The following is a 22,720-nucleotide window of genomic DNA, read 5'->3' on the forward strand; positions in this document are numbered from 1 at the left end:
GATGATGGCGGAAGCCTATATCGTCGAGGCGGTGCGGACCGCCGGCGGGCGTCGCGGCGGACGGCTTGCGGGGTGGCACCCGGCGGACATGGCAGCGGCGGTGCTCGACGCGATCATCGAACGCAGCGGCATCGATCCCGCCGCGGTCGAGGACGTCATCATGGGCTGCGTCAGCCAGGGCGGCGAGCAGGGCTTTCAGGTCGGTCGCGGCGCGGTGCTCGCCTCGAAACTGCCGACCAGCGTCCCCGCCGTCACCATCGACCGCCAATGCGGATCGAGCCAGCAGGCGATCCAGTTCGCGGCGCAGGCGGTGATGAGCGGCACGCAAGACGTCGTCATCGCCGCGGGCGTGGAGAGCATGACCCGCGTACCGATGGGATCGACCGGCGCATTGTTCGCACAGGCGGGCCTCGGCAAGGCGAAGAGCCCGCGTCAGGAGGTGCGCTTCCCCGACGTCCAGTTCAGCCAGTTCATGGGCGCGGAGATGATCGCGCGCAGATACGGCTTCGATCGCGCGGCGCTCGACGCCTATGCGCTCGAAAGCCACCGCCGCGCCGCGGCCGCCACCCAGGCCGACGTGTTTCGGGACGAGATCGTCGGGCTGGAGGTGGAGACACCCGACGGCCCGGCACTGCACGACCGTGACGAGGGCATCCGTTACGACGCCTCGCCCGAGACGATCGGCGCGGTCAAGCTGCTACAGGAGGGCGGCACGATCACCGCCGCCAACGCCAGCCAGATCTGCGACGGATCGAGCGCGGTACTGGTGGTGAGCGAGGCGGCGCTGAAGACGCACGGCCTGACCCCGCTGGCGCGCATTCACAATCTGACCGTCACCGGCGGCGATCCCGTCATCATGCTCGAGGAACCGCTGTTCGCCACTGACAAGGCGCTGCGGCGCGCCGGCATGCGGATCGAGGACATCGACCTGTACGAGGTGAACGAGGCATTCGCACCGGTGCCGCTGGCATGGTTGCAGCATATCGGGGGCGACCCCGCGCGGCTCAACGTCAACGGCGGCGCGATCGCGCTCGGCCATCCGCTTGGCGCGAGTGGCACGAAGCTGATGGCGACCCTGATCCACGCGTTGCACGCGCGCGGCGGCCGCTACGGCCTCCAGACGATGTGCGAAGGCGGCGGCATCGCCAACGTCACGATCGTCGAGCGGCTCTGACCCGCCACGTTCCTCCCCCGCAGGGGGAGGTGGCGCGGCGAAGCCGTGACGGAGGGGGAGGTAAGCGGCGACTTTCTGTATCAAGCGCGTCGCTTACCTCCCTTTCCACCATTCGGCTGACGCCGAACGGTCCCCCTCCCCCTCGCGGGGGGAGGAATGCAGAGAAAGAGGTAACCAGCATGATCATCACCGACACCACAGCCGCCATCGTCACCGGCGGTGCCTCCGGCCTCGGCGCCGCGACCGCCCGCGCGCTCGCCGCCAAGGGGGCAAAAGTCGCGATCTTCGACCTGCAATGCGAAAAGGGCGAGGCGCTCGCGGCCGAGATCGGCGGCGTCTTTTGCGAGGTCAACGTCACCAGCGACGACAGCGTCGATGCCGGCTTTGCCCGCGCTCGCGAGGCGCACGGTCAGGAATCGGTGCTGGTCTGCTGCGCCGGAACCGGCAACGCGGTGAAAACCGCCAGCCGCTCGAAAGAAGACGGCAGTATCAAGCACTTCCCTCTGGAAGCGTTCAACTGGCTCATCCAGATCAATCTCGTCGGGACGTTCCGCTGCGTCGCCAAGTCGGCGGCGGGGATGCTGACGCTGACGCCGGGCGAGCACGGCGAGCGCGGTGCGATCGTCATGACCGCCAGCGTCGCGGCGGAGGACGGCCAGATTGGTCAGGCCGCCTATTCCGCGTCGAAGGGGGGCGTCGTCGGCATGACCCTGCCGATCGCGCGCGACCTGATGAGCGAAGGCATCCGGGTGAACACGATCCTGCCCGGCATCTTCGACACACCGCTGCTGCAAGGCGCTCCGCAGCCGGTCAAGGACGGGCTCGCCGCCAGCGTCCCCTTCCCGAAGCGACTGGGCGATCCGGCGGAATATGCCCACCTCGCCTTGACGCTGATCGAAAACGGCTATTTCAACGGCGAGGATATCCGCCTCGACGGTGGGATCAGGATGGCGCCGCGCTGACGCCATCCCGAACCGGCGTTCAGTCGACGAACGCCCGCTCGATCACATACGTACCGGCCTTGGCGTTCGATCCTTCCTCGAAGCCGATCGAGTCGAGCATCGCCGCCGTTTCCCGGATCATAGCCATGCTTCCGCAAAGCATGATCCGGTCGGTTTCCGGATCGAGCTTCTTCGCACCCTGTACCGGATCGCCGAACAGCGCCGCGCTTTCGATCAGGTCGCCGATGCGGCCGGTGGTGCGGAACGGTTCGCGCGTCACCGTCGGAATATAGTGGAACTGCTGCTGTGCCTCGTCCGACACCAGCGGATCGTCCGCCAGCCGTGCCTGCAATTCGTCGTGATAGGCCAGATCGCTTACCTGCCGCACCGAATGCACCAGAATGACCTGATCGAACATGCTGTACACGTCCGGATCGCGCGCGAGGCTCAGGAACGGCGCAAGCCCGGTGCCGGTCGAGAAGAAGAACAGCCGCTTGCCGCCGACCAGAGCGTCGGTGACCAGCGTCCCCGTCGGCTTCTTGCCCATATACACTTCGTCGCCCGGCTCGATCAGTTGAAGCTTCGACGTCAGCGGCCCGTCCTCGACCTTGATCGACAGGAACTCCAGTTCCTCGGCATAATGCGGCGACGCGATCGAATAGGCGCGCATGATCGGCTTCGCACCCTCGCCCTCACCCGGCAACCCGATCATCACGAATTCGCCCGAACGGAAGCGGAAGCTCGCCGGCCGCTCGACCGCGAAGCTGAACAGCCGGTCGTTCCAATGGCGCACCCAGAGCACCTTGACGTTGGCGAACGCCTTGGTCTCGGGCAGGGTTATTGGGCTACGGACATCGGTCATCGATCAGGCGCTTCGGGTTGTTTGCGAAGGGATCGCATTATGAACCCCGCGCGCCACGGTCAACCAAAGCAAAGCTTTCTCGCCCTCCAGCGCTCCTGCGCACGCAGCAGCACACTGGTGTTCACGGTCTGTTGCCTCCACACGCGCACGCACCCATATTCACCGTCGTATGGCCATCCAGATCCGCACCAGCCTCGCCGAACCTGAAACCGGCGAGAACTTTGTCCCCCACCGCCCCGCCCGCCCCGCGAAGGTGGAGGGCGGCCGCCCGTTCAAGCTGGTGAGCGAGTACAGCCCATCGGGCGACCAGCCGACGGCCATCGCCGAACTGACCGCGACGGCGCGCGCCGGCGAAAAGGATCAGGTGCTGCTCGGCGTCACCGGATCGGGCAAGACCTTCACCATGGCCAAGGTGATCGAGGAGCTTCAGCGCCCGGCGCTGATCCTCGCCCCCAACAAGATCCTCGCGGCGCAGCTCTACGGCGAGTTCAAAAGCTTCTTCCCCGAGAATGCCGTCGAATATTTCGTCAGCTATTACGATTACTACCAGCCCGAGGCCTACGTGCCGCGGTCGGACACCTATATCGAGAAGGAATCCTCGACCAACGAATCGATCGACCGAATGCGCCATTCGGCAACGCGGTCGCTGTTGGAACGCGACGATTGCATTATCGTCGCCTCGGTCTCGTGCCTGTACGGTATCGGCTCGGTCGAAACCTATTCGGCGATGATCTTCGACCTCAAGAAAGGCACCGCCGTCGATCAGCGCGAGATCGTGCGCAAGCTGGTCGCCCTCCAATACAAGCGCAACGACGCCGCCTTCGCTCGCGGCAACTTCCGCGTGAAGGGCGACACGCTCGAAATCTTCCCGTCGCACTATGAAGACAGCGCGTGGCGGATCAGCTTCTTCGGCGACGATATCGAGGATATCACCGAATTCGATCCGCTAACCGGCAAGAAGGTCGCGAGCCTCAACAGCGTCCGCGTCTACGCCAACAGCCATTACGTCACGCCCGGCCCGACGCTCAAGCAGGCTGGCGACGCGATCAAGCACGAACTCGCCGAACGCCTCAAGGAACTGGTCGCCGAGGGTAAACTCCTCGAAGCCCAGCGCCTCGAACAGCGCACCAACTTCGACCTCGAGATGATCGCCGCCACCGGATCGTGCGCAGGCATCGAGAATTACAGCCGCTTCCTCACCGGTCGCCTGCCCGGCGAACCGCCCCCCACGCTGTTCGAATACCTGCCCGAAAACGCCGTGCTGTTCGTCGACGAAAGCCACCAGACCGTGCCGCAGATCGGCGCGATGGCGCGCGGCGATCACCGTCGCAAGATCACGCTCGCCGAATACGGCTTCCGCCTGCCGTCGTGCATCGACAACCGGCCGCTGCGCTTCAACGAATGGGACGCGATGCGCCCGCAGACGGTCAGCGTCTCGGCGACGCCCGGCAATTGGGAGATGGAGCAGACCGGCGGCGTCTTCGCCGAACAGGTCATCCGCCCCACCGGCCTGATCGACCCGCCTGTCGAGATCAAGCCGGTCGAGGAGCAGGTGCAGGACCTGATCCAGGAATGCCACAAGACCACGGCGCTCGGCTATCGCACTTTGGTGACGACGCTCACCAAGCGCATGTCCGAAGACCTCACCGAATATATGCACGAAGCGGGCATCAAGGTCCGCTACATGCACAGCGACGTCGAGACGCTGGAACGTATCGAGCTGATCCGCGACCTGCGCCTCGGCGTGTACGACGTGCTCATCGGCATCAACCTGCTGCGCGAGGGATTGGACATTCCCGAATGCGGGCTGGTCGCGATCCTCGACGCCGACAAGGAAGGCTTCCTGCGTTCCGAAACCTCGCTGATCCAGACGATCGGCCGCGCCGCACGCAACGTCGACGGCCGCGTCATCCTCTACGCCGACCGGATCACCGGCAGCATGGAGCGGGCGATGAACGAAACCGCCCGCCGCCGTGAAAAGCAGGAGGAATACAACACCCTCCACGGCATCACGCCGACGACGATCAAGCGCAACATCGGCGACATCATCGCCCACGTCAGCCAGGGCGATCAGGTCACCATCCCGATCGACGAGGACCGCCCGCACATGGTCGGTCACAATTTGCGTGCCTATATCGAGGACCTCGAGAAGAAGATGCGCAAGGCGGCATCCGACCTCGAATTCGAGGAAGCCGGCCGCCTCCGCGACGAAATCCGCCAGTTGGAGAACGAGGAACTCGGCCTCCCCGTCGACGAACAGAAAGCACCCATCATGGGCCGCAGCAACGAAGGCAAACCCGGCACCCGCAAGACCCGCTACGGCAAGGAACAGAAGATGCGGATGGGCGGACGCCGCGGACGGTAGATACAGCGATCCCGTCATCCTCCCGGCGAGGACGACGGGATCGCTGCGTCGCTTACCCCGTCGTCAGGTTCGCCGCGCTCACCCCGTAATAGCTCGCCACGCGATCGGCATAGGCTTGGTCGAACACCGGCGCGTTGTTCGACCAGCTCGGCCCGCCTTCCAATATGCGGCGGTCGATCGTCACCACGTACAGGTCGCGCACCGGGTCGAATTGCAGCAGCTCAAACGGCAACGGATAGAAGCTCTTGCCCATGCCCAGGAACCCGCCCAGGCTAAGCACCGCATGCGTCGATCGGCCCGTGCCCTTGTGCACCATCAGCGCATAGACCGATCCCACCTGATCCCCGTCCCGGCTCTCGACCTTCAACGAGTGGGCGATATTCGACTGGACGAGCAACTGGGTGGCGGCGGCGGTCTGGGTGTCGGTCGACATCGGATGCTCCTGATTGTTATGCCGGTGAACCGCCCGGCAGCTACGCCGGTTCCCTGATCCGCCGCACCATCGCGGGTTGAGGGCGACGCACCCTTCGCCCATAAGCCATGCGATGCGCCGTTCCCTTGCCCTGATCCCGATCCTTGCCGTGGCAGCCTGTGTCCCGCAGGCCGCTCCGCCGCCGCCCGCGCCCGCACCGGTGACGGTTGCCCCGCCGCCACCGCCGCCGGTCGTCAACGCCGGCAGCGACTGGCGGGACTGGCCGCTCACGCCCGGCACGTGGACGTATCGCCGCGACGATCGCGGCAGCATCGCGCTGTTCGGTGTCACAGGCAGCGACGCCCGGCTGACGCTTCGCTGCGACACGGCCGCGCGCCAGGTCTATCTGTCGGTCGCCGGCGCCGTGGCGACCCCGCTGACCGTCCGCACCACCAGCGTCACCCGTGCCGTCCCCGTCCGCCCGACCGGCGGCACCCCCGTCTACGTCGCCGCCGCGTTGCTGCCGAACGACGGACTGCTCGACGCGATGGGGTTCAGTCGCGGGCGCTTCGTCATCCAGCAGGCGGGCGGATCGACGCTGGTCGTTCCCACCTGGGCGGAGATCGAACGGGTGACCGAGGATTGCCGCGGCTGAGACTGAGGCTGAGACTGCGGCGGCGGGCAGGATCGTCCTGCAAAATGTCGTGCTTTACAAGTCTTGCATCCACACGCGGGTATGCGCACATTGCCGGTGTGGCCGGGATACCGGTCACATGGCTAACACAAGCGAAAGGAGGTGATCCGATGTCTCATGGTTCAGCAAGGGGGTCGGTTCAGTTCGTTCGGGGGACTCGCTTCTAGAATCCGCTTGATGTCTGCCGGGGGGTATCCTCCCCCAATCAACGGCATGACGAGGGTTGTAGAGGCCTCATGGTCTCCCGGGCTGGAGCTCTCCGGCCGCTGACCATGTTTGGGGGGTGTCGGGTCGCCGGGAGGCGCCCGGCACCCTCTTCTCATTTTACGGTCAGAGGAACGTCCGCGCCCGGTTCAGCACCAGGTTGCACACCTGTCCCTTCACCTGTCCGCGCAGCGTATCGAGCGACAGCGACGATCCCGCCGGCGTCTGCACCTGCCCAGCCTGTCCAGCCTCATATCCGGGCAAGGTCCGCACATCCTTCTTGCCGGTCAACCGGCCGAGCACGCCGGCCGCACCCGTTCCATTACCGGTCGCAGCGAGCAGCCTGTTCTTGACGCAATAGCTCAGCAATCCCGCAGCATTGCCCGCGCCGATCGACCCGATCTGCGGCAATCCGCCGCCCAGCAAGCTTCCCGCCTGCCCCAGCAACCCGCCGCCACGCGGCGCCGATGCCGTGGCGCCTGCAGCCGGCGTAGGGCTGGTGCCGGTCTGTGCAATGGCGACAGCCGGCGCGATCAGCAGCGCGGCGGCGAGGAACGTCTTCATGGCAGGGTCCGATCCGTCGGGAATGATCCGCATCAACCGCTCCACCGCCAACGCGTTCCCGTCATGCCGGCCGTCGCTGCGATGTCGGCGCGTCTGCCGCTCCCCGGGAAGCGAACGTGGATGCGCCGACGCCCCGCTCACGCCGGCGTCAGCAACCCCTCGCGCGCGATCTTGTCCCGCCAGACGAGCGGGGCGAGCTGGTGGACGTTCTTGCCCTCGCTATCCACCGCGACGGTCACCGGGAAATCGCTGACCTCGAATTCGTAGATCGCCTCCATCCCCAGATCCTCGAACCCGACGACCTTGCTTCCTTTGATGGCGCGGGCAACCAGATAGGCAGCGCCGCCGACCGCCATCAGATACGCCGACTTGCCCTCCGCGATCGCCTTCGTCGCATCGGGGCCGCGCTCGGCCTTGCCGACCATCGCCAGCAGGCCCTGATCCAGCATCATGCGGGTGAACTTGTCCATCCGCGTGGCGGTGGTCGGACCCGCCGGCCCGACGACCTCTTCGCCGACCGGATCGACCGGCCCAACATAATAGATCACGCGGCCCGCGAAATCGACCGGCAAGGCCTCGCCCTTTGCCAGCATGTCGGCGATCCGCTTGTGCGCCGCATCGCGCCCGGTCAGCATCTTGCCGTTGAGCAGCAGCCGGTCGCCATGCTGCCACGTCGCCACCACGTCGGGCGTCAGCGTGTCGAGGTCGACGCGGATCGCCGCCTTGTCGGGCGTCCAGTTCACCTGCGGCCATTCGCTCAGCTTCGGCGCCTCCAGATACACCGGGCCGGTCCCGTCGAGCGTGAAATGCGCATGCCGGGTCGCGGCGCAATTGGGTATCATCGCGACGGGCTTCGACGCCGCATGCGTCGGCCAGTCGAGGATCTTGACGTCGAGCACGGTCGACAGCCCGCCGAGCCCCTGCGCGCCGATGCCGAGCGCATTCACCTTGTCCATCAGCTCGATGCGTAGCGCCTCGATGTCGTTGCGCGGCCCGCGCGCCTTCAACTGGCCCATGTCGATCGCGCCCATCAGCGATTCCTTGGCGAGCAGCATCGCCTTTTCCGCGGTGCCGCCGATGCCGATGCCCAGCATGCCGGGCGGGCACCAGCCCGCGCCCATCTGCGGGATCATCTCCAGCACCCAGTCGACGATCGAATCGCTGGGGTTCATCATCTTGAACTTCGACTTGTTCTCCGACCCGCCGCCCTTCGCGGCGACGTCCACCGACACCTTCGATCCCGGCACCATCTCGACGTGCAGGACGCTCGGCGTATTGTCCTTCGTATTGCGGCGGGTGAAGGCGGGATCGGCCAGAATCGACGCGCGCAGCTTGTTCTCGGGGTGCAGGTAGGCACGGCGTACGCCCTCGTCGATCACCTGTTGCAGGCTCTCATCGCCGTCCAGCCGGCAGTCCTGTCCCCATTTGACGAAGACGGTGACGATGCCGGTGTCCTGGCAGATCGGTCGATGCCCCTCGGCGCACATCCGGCTGTTGGTCAGGATCTGCGCGATCGCGTCCTTCGCCGCCGGGCTCTGCTCCGCCTCATACGCCTCGCCGAGCGCGCGGATGTAATCCATCGGGTGGTAGTAACTGATGAATTGCAACGCGTCGGCGACGCTCTCGATCAGGTCGGCGGGGCGGATGGTCACGGTCGGCACGGGCAAGGCTCCTTCGCCGCCGCCTTTAGAACCAGCCTGCGCCGTCGCCAAGCGGCCGGCATCTGACCGTTTCACACCTTATCTCGCATTCCGTCGAAAATGTCGGGGATCGCAAAGCTTTCTCAACCATCACCGGCGTAGCAACGGATATATGCCGAAATCGGTCTCACGCTCCCTACCGGACACGGGTCTGTCCCCGGCCGCGATCCTGCGCCTGCTCGCCTTGCGCGACGATCACGACGATCCCGATGCACAGGCGCATGCCTTGCGCTTGTTCAGCGTCGCGGCGATCTGGCCGTTCGCGCTCGTGGCACAGTCGGTGGCCTGCGCCGTGCTGCTCGGCGCCGCGCTCGCGCAGTCGCACGCGCTGGCGATCGCCGAACTCGGCGGCACCATCGCCCTCGCCTTGCTCGTCGCCTGTGCCGCTTATGCCGTGCTCATGACGCCATGGTCCCGCGAATGGGCCCCGCACATCCGCACCCGCTGCCTTGCGCTCGCGGCCAGCGGCACCGCGGCTGCGCTGTCGTCGCTGCTCTGGGCCTCGACGAAGCTGCCGATGGGACCGGTCCAGCTCGGATGCTTCGTCGCCGTTGCCGGCGCGATCGGCATCACCACGATCGCCTTGCACCCGGTCCGGGCCGCGACTCTGGGCTTCGGCACCGGATTGGTGCTCATGCTGCCGATCCTGTCGGAACGGCTCCTGCCCTCGACGGTCGCCTTCGTCTTCCTCATCTGTCTGGGTATCGCCACGATCCGCCTCGCACGTCTCGATGCGCGTGCGGCGCACGCCCGTGCCGCCGAGGCGAGCGAAGGCCGGCTCGCCGCCAAGATGATCGCCGAATTCGAAGGACATGGTACCGGCTGGTTCTGGGAATCCGATCGCCAGGGGCGCCTGACCTATCTGTCGGACAAGGTCGCCGCCGATCTGCGCAGCGACGGTGACGAACCCGTCAGCCGCCTGCTGACCGATGTCTTTCGCATGGACAGCGCGGCGCCCGGCACCGAACGGACGCTCGCCTTCCATCTGTCGTCGCGCACCTCCTTCTCCGATTATACGGTCTGTGCCGCCGGCCGCCGGATCGAGAATGCGGAGACCGACCGGTGGTGGTCGATATCCGGCCGCCCCGTCGTCGACGATCTCGGCCGGTTCCAGGGTTTCATCGGATCGGGCAGCGACCTGACCGAAAAGCGCAAGTCGGATGCCGAGATCACGCGCCTCGCGCTGTTCGACGGTCTGACCGGGCTCGCCAATCGCCAGCGCATGCGGCACAGCCTCGACAAGACGCTGCTCCAGCAGCGGGTCGGCCCGTTCCGGCCGACGTCGCTGTTCCTGATGGACCTCGACCGGTTCAAGGCGGTCAACGACACATTGGGTCATCAGGCCGGCGATGCGTTGCTCAAACAGGTCGCACAGCGACTGGAACGTGTGGTCGCCGATGCCTGCGTGGTCGGTGGTCTGGTCGGACGCCTCGGCGGCGACGAATTCCAGGTACTGCTGCCCGGCATCGATAATCGCGATTCGCTGGCGACGCTGGCGAAGGAGCTGATCGGCTCGCTGTCGCAGCCCTATTTCATTGCCGGCGCATCGGTCACCATCGGCTGTTCGATCGGCATCGCCATCGCGCCGCAACATGGCGAGGACGCCGAGGAGCTGATCCGCAACGCCGATCTCGCGCTCTACGCCGCCAAGGCGGACGGACGGGGCGTGCACCGCTTCTATTCCGACGAGATGCTGGCAGGCGCCAAGAGCCGCAAGGCGCTGGAAGACGACATGCGCGACGCGCTTGGCACCGGCGGTTTCCATCTCGCCTATCAGCCCGTCGTGTCGACCCTGTCGACCGAGATCGTCGGCTATGAAGCGCTGCTCCGCTGGAATCATCCGACCCGCGGCGCGATCTCTCCCGCCGATTTCATCCCGGTCGCCGAGGAATGCGGGCTGATCGAGGCATTGGGCGAATGGGTGATGCGCACCGCCTGCGACGAGGCGATACGCTGGCCGCGCGAGGTTCGCGTCGCGGTGAACGTCTCGCCGATCCAGTTCGCCAATCCCGCCTTCCCGACCCTGGTCACCTCCGCGCTCGCGCACAGCGGCCTGCCGCCGCACCGGCTCGAACTCGAGATTACCGAGGGCGTCTTCCTCGACGAATCGGGTTCGACCGATGCGATGTTCAAGGCGCTGAAGGCGATCGGCGTCCGCCTCGCACTCGACGATTTCGGCACCGGCTATTCCAGCCTTGGCTACCTGCGCAACGCCCCGTTCGACAAGATCAAGATCGACCAGAGCTTCGTGCGCGGCGCCGCGCAGCCGGGTAACCGCAACGCAGCGATCATCCGTGCGATCGTCACGCTGGCCGATACGCTGGGCATGGAAACGACGGCCGAGGGCGTCGAGATCCAGGACGAGATCGATCTGGTCCGCGACCTGGGTTGCAGCCACATTCAAGGCTATGTCTACGGCCGCGGCGTCGTCGCGGACGAGGTGATGGTGCAACTGGGTGGCGCCGCGCAGGCCGCGCCCGTCGGCCACAAGACCAGCCGTGCGCCGCGGACCAAGATGTTGCGCTCCGCCCGCATGGCGATCGGCCGCAACGAAGGCGACGTGCGCATCCGCAACATCTCGACCAGCGGCGCGATGATCGACGGTATTGCCGTCGACGGCCATGCTGTCGGCCTCGATGTCCTGATCGAACTGGTCGAGGATCAGATGTTCAGCGCCCGGATCGCCTGGGCGAAGGACGGCAAGGCGGGGTTGCAATTCGTCGAACCGTTCAACCTCGACCGGCTCAACCATCCGCAACTCGGCCGGGTGCAGCGGCGCGCGGTCTGACCGGCGAACGCATCTGCCTCGCGGGGGCACGACAAATCCGCCGAACGCCCGGCGTCGCCGTCATTCGCCGATTGCAAAACCGTTACGCCCGCGCCACCTGCGTGCCCCGACGTCGCGTTCATCCAGGATGTATCTCATGGTCGATCGACCCGAAAGCGATGGCATCGACCCTCGCCGCACCTCATGGGGCCGGCTGGTGGGCGATCACGATCGCATCGCCCGTCAATGCGGTGCTCTCGTCGCGCTCACCCGGCGCGACGATCGTCCGGCAGAGGATGTGACCGTCGCCCTGCTCGAATTGACGGTGTCGGTGGCGGATCATCTGGGCGTCGAGGATCAGGTGATCGACATGACCACCGTCGCGATCCGCGGCGGCACCTCGCCGGATCATGCCGCGGCGATGGCCGACGAGCTGGAGGCGCTGAAGAGCGACTGGACCGCCTTCATCGTTCGCTGGAACCCGACGGCGGTCGTCGCGCAGTGGGATGCGTTCGCTGAAGATGCCGCGGCGATGCTTCCCCGCCTGGTGGCGCAGGTCAAGCGCGAGAACGAGCTGCTCTACACCGCGGCGCTGCGTCATGGCGTCATCGACGCCGGCCACGCCACCCGCCACTGATCCCGGACGGGCAGTCGCAAACACGCGCCGGCGCAACCCGTCGATATCGCGTCGAAAACGGTCACGACGGCACCGTTGGCCGTCGATCGGTGCCGGTCCGACGACACCATCAAAAAATTTTCGTTCGCCCGCTGTTCTCTTGCGCTTTGCGAAACCCGCGGAAGTCCACGCGTCGTTAGTATCGGCCCGTCGCGAGAAGCCGGACAGCGATGGAACGGCATCGTCGCTGCATCATTAACCCCTTGCCTGCCGGGCCGCTTTGCCACAATTTGTGGGGGTTGAGTTCGGGGGCGGACCCAATTGCTGGTAGAGAGCGGCGCTGATGCCCATATCGGGCTTCGGTGACGAACACGACGCGGTGACGCGATGTGCTCATTTTGTTCTCACGGCCGGGCCGCCACGGTGATAGCATGGAAATGCGCCGCCGATTCGAACACTTAGAGAACGAAGGAGCGGTTTCGATGGACTTCAGGGACACGCAGGGTGATGCAATGACCGACACGATGGAAGCGACCGCTGAGACGACCACCAGCGCCGCGACGGAAGCCGTCGGCACTGGCAGCAAGGCCGTGCGCGCGCGCCCCTACCCCGTCGAGGTCGACCACAGCCGCGACGCGCTGCTCACCGATTTCGGCAAGGAAACGCTGAACGACCGCTACTTGCTCCCTGGCGAAGGCTATCAGGACCTCTTCGTCCGCGTCGCCTCGGCCTATGCGGACGATGCCGCACACGCCCAGCGCCTGTACGACTATATCTCCAAGCTGTGGTTCATGCCCGCCACCCCCGTGCTGTCGAACGGCGGCACCGGGCGCGGCCTGCCGATCAGCTGCTACCTCAACTCGGTCCCCGACAGCCTCAACGGCATCGTCGACACCTGGAACGAGAACGTCTGGCTCGCCAGCCGCGGCGGCGGCATCGGCACCTATTGGGGCAACGTCCGCGGCATCGGCGAACCCGTCGGCCTCAACGGCAAGACCAGCGGCATCATCCCCTTCGTCCGCGTGATGGACTCGCTCACCCTCGCGATCAGCCAGGGCAGCCTGCGCCGCGGTTCGGCCGCCTGCTATCTCGACATCAGCCATCCAGAGATCGAGGAGTTCCTCGAAATCCGCAAGCCGTCGGGCGACTTCAACCGCAAGGCGCTCAACCTCCACCACGGCGTGCTCATCACCGATGCCTTCATGGAAGCGGTGCGCAACGGCGAGGAATGGCATCTGCGCAGCCCCAAGGATCAGGCGATCCGCCAGACGGTCGACGCGCGCTCGCTGTTCCAGAAGCTGGTCGAAACCCGCCTCCAGACCGGCGAACCCTATATCGTCTTCGCCGACCACGTGAATTCGAACATGCCCAAGCATCACCGCGAGCTGGGCCTCAAGGTCTCGACCTCGAACCTGTGCAGCGAGATCACGCTGCCGACCGGCGTCGACCACCTCGGCAACGATCGCACCGCGGTCTGCTGCCTGTCGTCGCTCAACCTCGAAACGTGGGACCAGTGGAAGGACGAAAAGGGCTTCATTGAGGACGTGATGCGCTTCCTCGACAACGTCCTGCAGGATTACATCGACCGCCACGAACCCGGCATGGAGCGCGCCGCCTATAGCGCCGGCCGCGAACGCTCGGTCGGGCTCGGCGTGATGGGCTTCCACTCGTTCCTCCAGGCGCGCGGCCTCCCGTTCGAGGGCGCGATGGCCAAGTCGTGGAACCTGCGTATGTTCAAGCACATCAAGAGCCAGGCGGACGAAGCGTCGATGCAGCTCGCGATCGAACGCGGCCCCTGCCCCGACGCCGCCGACACCGGCGCGATGGAGCGGTTCAGCTGCAAGATGGCGATCGCGCCCACTGCCTCGATCAGCATCATCTGCGGCGGCACCAGCGCGTGCATCGAGCCGATCCCGGCCAACATCTACACCCACAAGACGCTGTCGGGCAGCTTCTCGGTCAAGAACCCCTATCTCGAAAAGCTGCTCAACGAGAAATCGAAGAACAGCGAAGCGGTGTGGTCCTCGATCCTCGAACACGGCGGCTCGGTCCAGCACCTCGACTTCCTCTCCACGGAAGAAAAGGACTGCTACAAGACCAGCTTCGAAATCGACCAGCGCTGGCTCCTCGAACTCGCCGGCGACCGGACGCCGTACATCGACCAGGCGCAGTCGCTGAACCTGTTCATCCCCGCCGACGTCGAGAAGTGGGACCTCCTGATGCTCCACTTCCGCGCGTGGGAGCTGGGCATCAAGTCGCTTTATTACCTGCGTTCCAAGTCGGTCCAGCGCGCCGGTTTCGCCGGCTCGGGCGGGGTCGAGGCGGACAACACGATCAGCGCACCGAAGTTCGAGATCGGCGAGACGACCGACTATGACGAATGCCTCGCGTGCCAGTGAGGTGACGGGTCGGCGGTGCGTCTGACAACGGACGAGCAGGGTACATGACGCTTCCCCCTCACCCTTCCGCGCCTGCGGCGCTCCCTCCCTCTCCCACAAGGGGAGAGGGAAAAGCGGACCAAAATCCCTCTCCCCTCGTGGGAGAGGGAAGGGGCCCGCGGCCGCAGGCCGTGGGAAGGGTGAGGGGGAATGCGAACGGCCTGACCAAACGCCAGCAACTCCCGCCGCTGACCGTCACGACGTCGCGCAAGCTACGCCAGGAAACCGGTGAACCCGAACGACGCCTGTGGCGCGCGCTCCGCGAAGCCTTTCCCGACACCCGCTTTCGCCGCCAAGTTCCGTTCGGCCCCTATCATGCAGACTTCTGCGCCCATGCCTACCACCTGATCGTCGAAGTCGACGGCGACGACCACGCCACCAAGATCAAGCAAGACGCCGCCCGCACCCGCTTCCTCGCTACCGAAGGCTACCACGTGATCCGCTTCGCCAATGCCGATGTGATGGATATCATCGACGGCGTCGTGCAGGCGATCGCCGCAGCCATCGCGCATAAGCAAAAGGGCCGCCCATAATGGACAGCCCCCTCATGCGTTCGTCGGAACGGACCACCCTCTCCCACAAGGGGAGAGGGATCAGCGGATCACTCCGCCTCTTCGAACATGTCCACGGCGTTCTGCGCAGTGGCGCTCAGCCGCACCGTGTCGCCCTCGATCGCCGCAACCAGACCGGCCGGCAGGTAATGATGCTTGCCACCCGTACCGTCCTCGGTGCTCGGCGAATCGTTCTTGGTCAGCTTGATGCGCTCGCCGTCGACGTGATCGACCGTGCCGACATGCACGCCGTCCGCGCCGATGACGGTCATATGTTCCTTGATGTTGCTGTGATCGTGCATGATGTGTCTCCTGTGATGGGTTCGGGGGTGAAACGAGCCGCCCCGCATTTGGATGCATCCCCGACAGGAGCCATCCACTGATGCCGCTGCAAAGCCTCATCATGTTCATCGTCGCCGCGGTCTTCGGCCTCGTCGGCACCGGCCTGCTGCTCGCCCTCCGCAAGCCGCAGGCCCCGGCCCGCGTCTACGTCTATCGCATGGTCGGCATCATGGCCGTCAGCCTCGCCATTGTCCTCGCCTTCTCCGCCCACGCCATGTGGCAGTGGAGCGTCACCCCTTCCCCCGTTTCCTGAAATCCACCGGAGTAACCCCATGTCCCTCCTCCAAGCCTCCAAGCAGTACAAGCCATTCGAATACCCCTGGGCGTTCGAATTCTGGAAGCGTCAGCAACAGCTCCACTGGCTCCCCGAAGAGGTGCCGCTGGGCGAGGATTGCCGCGACTGGGCGCAAAAGCTCAGCGACCACGAACGCAACCTCCTCACCCAGATCTTCCGCTTCTTCACCCAGGCGGACGTCGAGGTGCAGGATTGCTACCACGAGAAATACGGCCGCGTGTTCAAGCCGACCGAGATCAAGATGATGCTGACCGCGTTCAGCAACATGGAGACGGTGCACATCGCCGCCTACAGCCATCTGCTCGACACGATCGGCATGCCCGAGAGCGAATATGGCGCCTTCCTCGAATATGCCGAGATGAAGGAAAAGCATGACTACATGGGCAGCTTCGGCGTCGACAATGACGAGGACATCGCCCGCACGCTCGCCATGTTCGGCGGCTTCACCGAAGGCGTGCAGCTCTTCGCCAGCTTCGCGATGCTGATGAACTTCCCGCGCTTTAACAAGATGAAGGGCATGGGCCAGATCGTCACCTGGTCGATCCGCGACGAGTCCCTGCATTGCGAGGGCATCATCAAGATGTTCCACACCTTCTGTCAGGAGCGCCAGTGCCTGACCAAGGCGGTGAAGGACGACATCGCCGACGTCTGCCAGACCACGATCCGGCTCGAGGACAATTTCATCGACCTCGCGTTCGAAATGGGCCCGGTCAACGGCATGACGCCCAAGGAGATCAAGAAGTACATCCGCTACATCGCCGACTGGCGGATGGGCCAGCTCGGCCTCAAGCCGATCTACATGATCGACGAACACCCGCTCCCTTGGTTGGCCCCGATGCTCAACGGCGTCGAGCATGCCAACTTCTTCGAACAGCGCGCCACCGAATATTCGAAGGCCGCGACCAAGGGCCAGTGGAACGACGTCTGGGATTCGTTCGACAAGCGCCAGAAGGCGAAGATCATCCGCCCGACCGAGCAGGACCTGGGGCTGCTGGACAGCGGCGACATGTTCTCGCGGGCTGGCGTGGCGGCGGAGTAAATACGTAACGGAGGGGTGACAGCAGGAAATAGCAACATCATGAAGCCAACCAGCCAAAGAGCTAACGAGAGTGGACTCTCACCAAAGCGGAAGCTTCTGGTGACGCCGCAGCTCGCGTTGCTGCCTCTCCGTCCCACGGCAATCATTCAATCAAACGGCGGCAAAGACCAGTCATTCTACTTTCTAGATGAGGATCGCCTGCCTATCTGGTGCAAAGCGGACAGCCAACACCGTAATGTACGGTCTAACGAGTGGATCAGCACGCAATTAGCGGAATCTCTAGAGATTAGAACCGGAGGCTGGCAATTCGTTGAGTATGATGGAGAGACTTATTTCGGATCTCCACACGTTGAATCCGCATCGCAACGTCTCGATCTATTTAGTTTCCTTCGTAGCACCGATAGGAATACTTACGGAGGAGCGAGCCTCAATCGAGGACTCTACCTCGGCTCTGTCATTTGCTTTGATTTGTTTATCAACAATGATGACAGACATTTGCGAAATTTCATTTTGAGCACAGACCAGAGCTTCCGGAGGCTGTGTGCCATTGATTTTGCGGACGCCGATCTGACCGCGCTAACGACTGACCGCTTTCCCATTGCAGGCTCCAACACAGTAAGGCTAGGAAGGGACGTCCGAGCGATTCACGGAAGCTTTATCGACGGAGCTCTAGGGACGCTGGATCGCATCGAGGGCTTAGCGCCGGATGCGTTTCACCGGATCGTTGACAGCGTGCCCGGTGATTGGCTGGACTCGATTTTGAGAGATCGCCTTAATGATGCGTGGGGTTCTTCCGGTTTTCAGAAGCGGCTGGCCAGTCTGCGAGCGATCCTGAAAAATGGCACGCTGGTATGAATTTGCCGTTGTACAGCTTGCCACGCACGCGATGCGGGATGAAAAACTGAACATTGGTCTTGTTATCATGGGCGAAACAATCGACGTTCGTCCGGGACGCAATTTAGACAAAGTTAAGGCGATATCGCACGCTATCAGCGCAGCGTCGATCAAAGAGTCTCTAAAAGCTCTCTGCGATCTTGACCTCGCCCTTCGCCATGCTTCGGAAACTAATTCCGATCGACTTCGCCGTGTAAGCAATCTTACTGGCTTGGAGTTTAGTGCCATAGGCAAATTCGAGGCGGCTTCCTCAGCCGCATATGAAGATTATGTAGCAGAACTCGTTACGAAGCTTGTCGAACCCGAGCCCACATTTCGTAAACGGCTCATGCCAAACACAAAGTTAACTGCGACACTGCGGAGCGAGTTACGAAGCCGTCGCATATTAGCGCGAGACGGAGAAGGATTATCGTCGCATCGGATAGTAGCCAACTGGAAAGTAGATGAAGGCCTTGTAGCTGACTTTGCCTTGCAAAACGGCTTGCTTCATGTGATCAAAACCGTTGATGCACAATCTGATACCATTTCATTTAAGAAGGTCGTGCAAGATATTGCGGTTTCGGCATTAGTTCTCGAAACTGCACGTGTATCTTATGGTGCCGATAAAATTCGAGGACGCATAATTTACTCTGCGAATTCTTACAATGAGTCACTTGCCTTTCCATCTCTGGAGACAGCAGCTCATCAAGGAGCGGAGCTTATCAATTGGAGCAGTGCAGAGGATAGAAAAAATCTAGTTGATACTCTTAGCGACTTAGCGGCACCACTGCCCTTACTTGACGAAATTCAGTTCAAATCAATTAATGCCAGTGTGCGAGAGATATCGAAACTCAACTAGTTACCTCACTCCACCATCCCCTCATTCCCCACAAACCCCAGCCGCGTGATCCCCGCGCGCTTCACCTCGGCCAGCACATGATCGAAGCGGTCGTAGCGCGCCTCCGGGTCGGTGCGCATCACCAGCAGCGCGGCGGGGTCCGCGCGCAGCGCCCTAAACCGCGCCGGCATCGCCGCATCCGCCAGCGCCACGCCGTCCAGCGTCACCTCGCCGCCCCGCGCCAGCACCAGCGGGTGCGTCACAGTCTCGCCCGGCGGCGCGTAGCCCTGCGGCAGGTCGACCGCCACCTTGTGCAGCACCGTCGGCAGCGTCAGGATCATCATCACCAGCAACACCAGCATCACGTCGATCAGCGGCGTGATGTTCAGCTCCGATAGCGGCTCCTCGAACGCCGGCGATCCGGCGAAACGGCGGGATGGGGAGAAGGCACGCTGGCGTGGCATCGAAACTCTCCTTGGCTATGTGATGGTATGACATCACGATCCCGCCCCGCCGTCAAGCGCGTCATCCCGTCCCCTGATCCGGCGGCAATGTGGTCCGTCTATCCTGCCGCCGCCATGCTCCCTCGCCGCGCCCCTCCCGCAGCCGCTGGACCGCCTTGCTCCGCGTCGGCGGTTCCGGTGGCTGGCCTGTGACAGCGCCGGCACACCCCCGCGCGAGGGCAGTCCGGCAAGCCCTGCCGCGATCACGATCCCGACGCCAGCGGCGCCGCCGCCGACATCGCCGATCTCCCCGCGATCGCCTGTGTCATCGTCCGACAGGATCGCTCGACGGACAACGCCATGGCAAACCACCGGACTTCGCCGTCCCCTGTCTGGCAGCCCGGATCTATGCCCGGACCGGAAGGGCGCACATCATCCCGATCCCGCCGACGACGCGACACGAACGATCGGGCCGACGTCCAGACGGGTCGCCGCGCGCGCAGCGCTCGACTTCGCCGACGTCACACCGCCGCGTCTCAGGCCCAGCCGCACCATCCGCGCCGATGGCCGCCATCGTACCGCCGCGCCAGTCCTTCCCCGACCAGCCGCTCGCCCAGCGACACGCCGTTGCGCGTCACCACCGCCAGCCGCCGGCCATAGCGGTCGTGCGGGCGCTTGTACGGCGCGATCGTCACCGGTCCGGCGTTGAGCAATTCCTGCATCCGCACCGTAGCCCGCTCGCCCAGCCGCGCCTCCCGCGCGCACCGCGGCGGGTGCGTCTCCGGCGTGTCGATATCGGCGATGCGGATCGTCTCGCCGGCGAATTTGAAGGTGTCGCCGTCCACCACGCAATCGCCATCATGCCCGCGGCGACAGCGGCCGAATTGTGCGGTGACGGCCTCGCCCGCCGTGGTGGCACGCGTCGGCGTCGGCATGGACAGTCCATCCGGCAACGGCGGCAGGTCGATGGCGCCCGCCGGCCATGTCACCCGGCCCGGATGCGGCAGCTCCACCGTCATCCCGGCAGGCAGCAGGGCGTGCCAGTCGGTCCCGCGCAACGACGGCATCGCCAGCCCCAGCATCACCCCCAGCAGGGCGATCCGCAGCTGCGCCCACCGCCCGGCACCCTGCCGCCGCCGCCCGCGACTCGACGCGCCGCCGCTGATCGCGCGTGCAAAATCAAACACATACTCCATGAGTCGGGCATGGACATAAAAAGCTGAAGGATCGATTACCGACCCGCATCGTCCTCACCGCCGTCGACGCACCGGTGCGGAAAAGTCGGCAGGCTTGTCCGCGATCCAGGCCGCGAACCGCGCGATACCGGGATGCGCCCGCAGCACCGCCGGATCGGCATAGACTCGCGCCAGCTCCGCATTGGGGATCAGCGCATGGACGGTCCGGTGACAGATCGGGTGGACCGCCGCGGTGATCCGTCCGCCCTCCGCCTTCGGCACCAGATGATGCCACTCGACTTTGGACCCCAATGGCCGCTCGCATATTGGACACGGCGGCATCGCGACCTCGCGCGCCGCCCGCTCCGCCGCCTCGATCAGCCCCGCCCTGCGCTTCACCCGTCCGACCATGACGGGGAATATAGGTGCTGCGACAGGCGCTTGCATGGAAAAGGGCGGGCCTGCCGAAGCAGACCCGCCCTCGCCTGTTGCCCTGACGGGAAACGCTTAGAAGTGCGCGACCACACCCGCCATCGGACGGAAGCTGTTCGCATCGTCGAAGGTCGAGACTTCCATGCGCAGGCGCAGGCCCGAATTGCCGGTGATGCCGCCCAGACCGATGTCCTTCGGACCGATCTCGGCGCCGACGCCATAGACCGTCGCGTGGTAATCGCGGTTCAGGTCGCCGGCGACGCCCGGAGCGAACTTGTCGAAGTTGTTCCAGCGGTAACCGACCTTGCCGTAGAACAGGCCGCTGTCACCGGCGCGGAAGCCGAAGCGACCATATGCGCCATACTGCCAGTCGATATCGCCCGACACGCCCTTGGCGACCGAACCCTCGGCACCGACGAACACCGGCCCCAGCGGCACGTTGACGCCGACGATGCCCTCGATCAGCGCGCCGTCCAGCTTGTAGCCGCGCGGCTGTGCGGGGATGCCGGCGACCGCCTCGCGATCGAACTGCTCCCAACCGCCCATCACGGCGACATACGGCTCGATGCCGAACGCGCGGGTGCCGTCGGGGGCACGCGGCGCGGTGTCGACCTGCGCATCGGTAGCGACCGTCGTGTCGGTCGTGCTGGTGGTCGACATGTCCTGCGCGAACGCGGGGACGGCAAAGGACGCTGCCGCAACGGCGGCCGCGAGGGCGAGCTTACGCATGTGTGATTACCTTGTATTGCCTCAACTCGGGCCGCGACGCCGCAGCGTCGATCAACCCAGGTCCGTCCAAACCCCGCAATTACGGCTTTGTTGCAGCGCATCGCGGCATTTGCGTGGAACCGGAAATGGTGTGGCTTCCACGCCACACTTCCTGTCACTGGGATGAACGAAGTGGCTGATTTACGTAGGTTAGTCGATCGTTGTTGCAGACTTGACGGGACGTGGTTTCATCTCGCTACTGCGAATACGCCAGTCATGCGCATGCGGATCGTCGCTCTCGATCCCATCGGCGGCCTTGTGCAAGACCACCGGCCCTTCCAGCCGGAACGGACCGCCGGACTTCAGGGAACCGGTGACGACGACAGGCACGGTGATGTACCGCTGCCCCGCCCCCGCATCCGCGTCGAAGGGCGTTCCCACGGTGGCGCGATACGTCGCATATCGCTCGAAACTCGCGGCAAAGGCCTCCCGCGTCATACCGGACGCGGCGCCGCCATCGTCCCACAGCGCCCAGGCCTCGTCATAGCGCCTCGCAGCCAGGGCATCGGTGTAGCGGCGGACGACCCCGGCGGGCGACACATTGTCCGCGCCGGCAACCGGCGTCCGCAAGGCAACCGGCGTCGTCGAAGCGGCCGGCGACGGTGCCGCGGCGGGAGCGCTGGCGTCCGGCAATGCCGCATAATTAGCAATGTCGGACTCGGCCTTGGAAGCCGCCGCCGCCACGTCGACGGTATTTCCGCCGTCGCCGCCACCGGAACAGCCACCGATGGCCAGCAACGGGATCAGCGCCAACGACGCCACGACCGGGAATAGAGCGATACGCATGTCACTGGTCCGATACACAGGAAGGCGGCACGAACGCCGCCCCCACCGCTTCGTTCCCCGCGAACCACGGGGCCGACGCCAGGCCCCGTGAGACCGGCCTACGGACGCAACGCCGTGTCGTCGCTATCCTTCATGTCCTCGTCGTCGGTTGTGCCGGCGTCGAAATCGTCCTGCGCATCGTCCTCGTCCATGTCCTCTTCGTCCATGGTGACGCTGGCATCGGTCTCGCCGACCTCCTCGGAATCCATATCGATGTCGTCGATCGACTCCTCTTCGGCGTCGTCGTCGCCCAGATCGGGGTCGAGGTCGGTCAGCACCGTTCCGTCGCTCGGGCCGTTGCGCGTCGCCTCGAGGATCTCGGCGCGCTGGCTCTCGTCATACCCTTCCTCGTCGTAGCCGTCGTCGCCCGATCCGTGGCCCATGACCTGATGTCCGCCCATT

At 64.8% G+C, this 22,720-nt stretch carries 23 protein-coding genes; 12 read left to right on the top strand and 11 right to left on the bottom strand.

The genetic code is table 11. The features are described 5' to 3' along the window. Positions 1 to 4 precede the first annotated feature (4 nt). A complete protein-coding gene (locus NF699_06960; GenBank protein USU06392.1) occupies positions 5 to 1,174 on the top strand; it encodes an acetyl-CoA C-acetyltransferase in 1,170 nt (389 codons plus the stop codon). A 179-nt stretch (positions 1,175 to 1,353) separates the two neighbouring features. Next, positions 1,354 to 2,136 carry an SDR family oxidoreductase gene (locus tag NF699_06965; protein ID USU06393.1) on the top strand — a complete coding sequence of 261 codons (783 nt, stop codon included), beginning with the start codon at positions 1,354 to 1,356 and terminating at the stop codon, positions 2,134 to 2,136. Positions 2,137 to 2,155: 19 nt separating this feature from the next. Here the strand turns inward: NF699_06965 and NF699_06970 are convergent, their stop codons facing one another. Then, positions 2,156 to 2,977: a ferredoxin--NADP reductase gene (locus NF699_06970; GenBank protein ID USU06394.1), complete on the bottom strand. Its 822-nt coding sequence runs from the start codon at positions 2,975 to 2,977 to the stop codon at positions 2,156 to 2,158. Between the two features lie 169 nt (positions 2,978 to 3,146). On the opposite strand from NF699_06970, the gene uvrB reads away from it, so the two are divergent. Next, positions 3,147 to 5,342, top strand: coding sequence for an excinuclease ABC subunit UvrB (gene uvrB / locus NF699_06975; GenBank protein USU06395.1), 2,196 nt, complete (start codon positions 3,147 to 3,149; stop codon positions 5,340 to 5,342). 52 nt (positions 5,343 to 5,394) lie between these two features. Here uvrB and NF699_06980 read toward each other — a convergent pair whose 3' ends face one another. Beyond that, positions 5,395 to 5,775, bottom strand: a complete 381-nt coding sequence (locus tag NF699_06980; GenBank protein USU06396.1) for a PRC-barrel domain-containing protein — start codon at positions 5,773 to 5,775, stop codon at positions 5,395 to 5,397. Between the two features lie 112 nt (positions 5,776 to 5,887). On the opposite strand from NF699_06980, the gene NF699_06985 reads away from it, so the two are divergent. Beyond that, on the top strand, positions 5,888 to 6,409 hold the full coding sequence (locus tag NF699_06985) for a hypothetical protein (protein ID USU06397.1): 522 nt from the start codon (positions 5,888 to 5,890) through the stop codon (positions 6,407 to 6,409). Positions 6,410 to 6,778: 369 nt separating this feature from the next. On the opposite strand, the gene NF699_06990 is transcribed toward NF699_06985, so the two are convergent. Together NF699_06990 and NF699_06995 are read right to left on the bottom strand one after the other, a co-directional pair. Beyond that, positions 6,779 to 7,249 (bottom strand): DUF2501 domain-containing protein, encoded by a 471-nt coding sequence (locus tag NF699_06990; protein USU06398.1) that lies wholly within the window; start codon positions 7,247 to 7,249, stop codon positions 6,779 to 6,781. A 104-nt stretch (positions 7,250 to 7,353) separates the two neighbouring features. Further along, complete coding sequence (locus tag NF699_06995; protein ID USU06399.1) at positions 7,354 to 8,877, bottom strand: fumarate hydratase; 1,524 nt, start codon at positions 8,875 to 8,877, stop codon at positions 7,354 to 7,356. A gap of 151 nt (positions 8,878 to 9,028) precedes the next feature. On the opposite strand from NF699_06995, the gene NF699_07000 reads away from it, so the two are divergent. The 4 genes from NF699_07000 to NF699_07015 all read left to right on the top strand — a co-directional run bounded on the left by NF699_07000 (position 9,029) and on the right by NF699_07015 (position 15,270). Further along, complete coding sequence (locus NF699_07000; GenBank protein USU06400.1) at positions 9,029 to 11,704, top strand: EAL domain-containing protein; 2,676 nt, start codon at positions 9,029 to 9,031, stop codon at positions 11,702 to 11,704. Between the two features lie 136 nt (positions 11,705 to 11,840). Further along, a complete protein-coding gene (locus NF699_07005; GenBank protein ID USU06401.1) occupies positions 11,841 to 12,320 on the top strand; it encodes an opsin-5 family protein in 480 nt (159 codons plus the stop codon). A 461-nt stretch (positions 12,321 to 12,781) separates the two neighbouring features. Further along, positions 12,782 to 14,698 carry a ribonucleoside-diphosphate reductase subunit alpha gene (locus NF699_07010; GenBank protein ID USU06402.1) on the top strand — a complete coding sequence of 639 codons (1,917 nt, stop codon included), beginning with the start codon at positions 12,782 to 12,784 and terminating at the stop codon, positions 14,696 to 14,698. Between the two features lie 179 nt (positions 14,699 to 14,877). Next, on the top strand, positions 14,878 to 15,270 hold the full coding sequence (locus NF699_07015; protein ID USU06403.1) for an endonuclease domain-containing protein: 393 nt from the start codon (positions 14,878 to 14,880) through the stop codon (positions 15,268 to 15,270). Between the two features lie 68 nt (positions 15,271 to 15,338). On the opposite strand, the gene NF699_07020 is transcribed toward NF699_07015, so the two are convergent. Next, entirely contained in the window at positions 15,339 to 15,590 is a 252-nt protein-coding gene (locus NF699_07020; GenBank protein ID USU06404.1) for a DUF2171 domain-containing protein, read from the bottom strand. Between the two features lie 80 nt (positions 15,591 to 15,670). On the opposite strand from NF699_07020, the gene NF699_07025 reads away from it, so the two are divergent. Genes NF699_07025 through NF699_07040 form a run of 4 tightly spaced genes read left to right on the top strand, consistent with a single transcriptional unit; the run spans position 15,671 to position 18,696 of the window. Further along, positions 15,671 to 15,883, top strand: a complete 213-nt coding sequence (locus NF699_07025) for a hypothetical protein (GenBank protein ID USU06405.1) — start codon at positions 15,671 to 15,673, stop codon at positions 15,881 to 15,883. Between the two features lie 19 nt (positions 15,884 to 15,902). Further along, positions 15,903 to 16,964, top strand: coding sequence for a ribonucleotide-diphosphate reductase subunit beta (locus NF699_07030; GenBank protein ID USU06406.1), 1,062 nt, complete (start codon positions 15,903 to 15,905; stop codon positions 16,962 to 16,964). 39 nt (positions 16,965 to 17,003) lie between these two features. Continuing rightward, positions 17,004 to 17,819 (top strand): hypothetical protein, encoded by an 816-nt coding sequence (locus tag NF699_07035; GenBank protein USU06407.1) that lies wholly within the window; start codon positions 17,004 to 17,006, stop codon positions 17,817 to 17,819. Then, the gene (locus NF699_07040; GenBank protein USU06408.1) at positions 17,803 to 18,696 is read left to right on the top strand and encodes a hypothetical protein; all 894 of its coding nucleotides are present in this window, start codon (positions 17,803 to 17,805) and stop codon (positions 18,694 to 18,696) included. Before NF699_07035 ends, NF699_07040 begins: the two co-directional genes overlap by 17 nt. A gap of 5 nt (positions 18,697 to 18,701) precedes the next feature. Here NF699_07040 and NF699_07045 read toward each other — a convergent pair whose 3' ends face one another. The 6 genes from NF699_07045 to NF699_07070 form a co-directional block, all read right to left on the bottom strand. Continuing rightward, positions 18,702 to 19,139 carry a biopolymer transporter ExbD gene (locus tag NF699_07045; protein USU06409.1) on the bottom strand — a complete coding sequence of 146 codons (438 nt, stop codon included), beginning with the start codon at positions 19,137 to 19,139 and terminating at the stop codon, positions 18,702 to 18,704. Positions 19,140 to 19,654: 515 nt separating this feature from the next. Further along, on the bottom strand, positions 19,655 to 20,314 hold the full coding sequence (locus NF699_07050) for a thermonuclease family protein (protein ID USU06410.1): 660 nt from the start codon (positions 20,312 to 20,314) through the stop codon (positions 19,655 to 19,657). A gap of 54 nt (positions 20,315 to 20,368) precedes the next feature. Next, positions 20,369 to 20,635 carry an HNH endonuclease gene (locus NF699_07055; protein USU07024.1) on the bottom strand — a complete coding sequence of 89 codons (267 nt, stop codon included), beginning with the start codon at positions 20,633 to 20,635 and terminating at the stop codon, positions 20,369 to 20,371. Positions 20,636 to 20,800: 165 nt separating this feature from the next. Next, entirely contained in the window at positions 20,801 to 21,454 is a 654-nt protein-coding gene (locus tag NF699_07060) for an opacity protein (GenBank protein USU06411.1), read from the bottom strand. A 189-nt stretch (positions 21,455 to 21,643) separates the two neighbouring features. Then, a complete protein-coding gene (locus NF699_07065; protein ID USU06412.1) occupies positions 21,644 to 22,279 on the bottom strand; it encodes a hypothetical protein in 636 nt (211 codons plus the stop codon). 98 nt (positions 22,280 to 22,377) lie between these two features. Next, complete coding sequence (locus NF699_07070; protein ID USU06413.1) at positions 22,378 to 22,719, bottom strand: DNA primase; 342 nt, start codon at positions 22,717 to 22,719, stop codon at positions 22,378 to 22,380. Position 22,720 lies beyond the last annotated feature (1 nt).

This window comes from Sphingomonadaceae bacterium OTU29LAMAA1 (assembly GCA_024072375.1).
In the GTDB taxonomy this organism is placed as follows: domain Bacteria; phylum Pseudomonadota; class Alphaproteobacteria; order Sphingomonadales; family Sphingomonadaceae; genus Sphingomonas.

What these genes read in the sequence shown, in the direction of transcription:
- NF699_06960 (USU06392.1), top strand. Translation starts at nt 5, where the DNA reads ATGGCGGAAGCCTATATCGTCGAGGCGGTGCGGACCGCCGGCGGGCGT.
- NF699_06965 (USU06393.1), top strand. Translation starts at nt 1,354, where the DNA reads ATGATCATCACCGACACCACAGCCGCCATCGTCACCGGCGGTGCCTCC.
- NF699_06970 (USU06394.1), bottom strand. Translation starts at nt 2,977, where the DNA reads ATGACCGATGTCCGTAGCCCAATAACCCTGCCCGAGACCAAGGCGTTC.
- uvrB (USU06395.1), top strand. Translation starts at nt 3,147, where the DNA reads ATGGCCATCCAGATCCGCACCAGCCTCGCCGAACCTGAAACCGGCGAG.
- NF699_06980 (USU06396.1), bottom strand. Translation starts at nt 5,775, where the DNA reads ATGTCGACCGACACCCAGACCGCCGCCGCCACCCAGTTGCTCGTCCAG.
- NF699_06985 (USU06397.1), top strand. Translation starts at nt 5,888, where the DNA reads ATGCGCCGTTCCCTTGCCCTGATCCCGATCCTTGCCGTGGCAGCCTGT.
- NF699_06990 (USU06398.1), bottom strand. Translation starts at nt 7,249, where the DNA reads ATGCGGATCATTCCCGACGGATCGGACCCTGCCATGAAGACGTTCCTC.
- NF699_07000 (USU06400.1), top strand. Translation starts at nt 9,029, where the DNA reads ATGCCGAAATCGGTCTCACGCTCCCTACCGGACACGGGTCTGTCCCCG.
- NF699_07005 (USU06401.1), top strand. Translation starts at nt 11,841, where the DNA reads ATGGTCGATCGACCCGAAAGCGATGGCATCGACCCTCGCCGCACCTCA.
- NF699_07010 (USU06402.1), top strand. Translation starts at nt 12,782, where the DNA reads ATGGACTTCAGGGACACGCAGGGTGATGCAATGACCGACACGATGGAA.
- NF699_07020 (USU06404.1), bottom strand. Translation starts at nt 15,590, where the DNA reads ATGCACGATCACAGCAACATCAAGGAACATATGACCGTCATCGGCGCG.
- NF699_07025 (USU06405.1), top strand. Translation starts at nt 15,671, where the DNA reads ATGCCGCTGCAAAGCCTCATCATGTTCATCGTCGCCGCGGTCTTCGGC.
- NF699_07030 (USU06406.1), top strand. Translation starts at nt 15,903, where the DNA reads ATGTCCCTCCTCCAAGCCTCCAAGCAGTACAAGCCATTCGAATACCCC.
- NF699_07035 (USU06407.1), top strand. Translation starts at nt 17,004, where the DNA reads ATGAAGCCAACCAGCCAAAGAGCTAACGAGAGTGGACTCTCACCAAAG.
- NF699_07040 (USU06408.1), top strand. Translation starts at nt 17,803, where the DNA reads ATGGCACGCTGGTATGAATTTGCCGTTGTACAGCTTGCCACGCACGCG.
- NF699_07045 (USU06409.1), bottom strand. Translation starts at nt 19,139, where the DNA reads ATGCCACGCCAGCGTGCCTTCTCCCCATCCCGCCGTTTCGCCGGATCG.
- NF699_07050 (USU06410.1), bottom strand. Translation starts at nt 20,314, where the DNA reads ATGGAGTATGTGTTTGATTTTGCACGCGCGATCAGCGGCGGCGCGTCG.
- NF699_07055 (USU07024.1), bottom strand. Translation starts at nt 20,635, where the DNA reads ATGCCGCCGTGTCCAATATGCGAGCGGCCATTGGGGTCCAAAGTCGAG.
- NF699_07060 (USU06411.1), bottom strand. Translation starts at nt 21,454, where the DNA reads ATGCGTAAGCTCGCCCTCGCGGCCGCCGTTGCGGCAGCGTCCTTTGCC.
- NF699_07065 (USU06412.1), bottom strand. Translation starts at nt 22,279, where the DNA reads ATGCGTATCGCTCTATTCCCGGTCGTGGCGTCGTTGGCGCTGATCCCG.
- NF699_07070 (USU06413.1), bottom strand. Translation starts at nt 22,719, where the DNA reads ATGGGCGGACATCAGGTCATGGGCCACGGATCGGGCGACGACGGCTAC.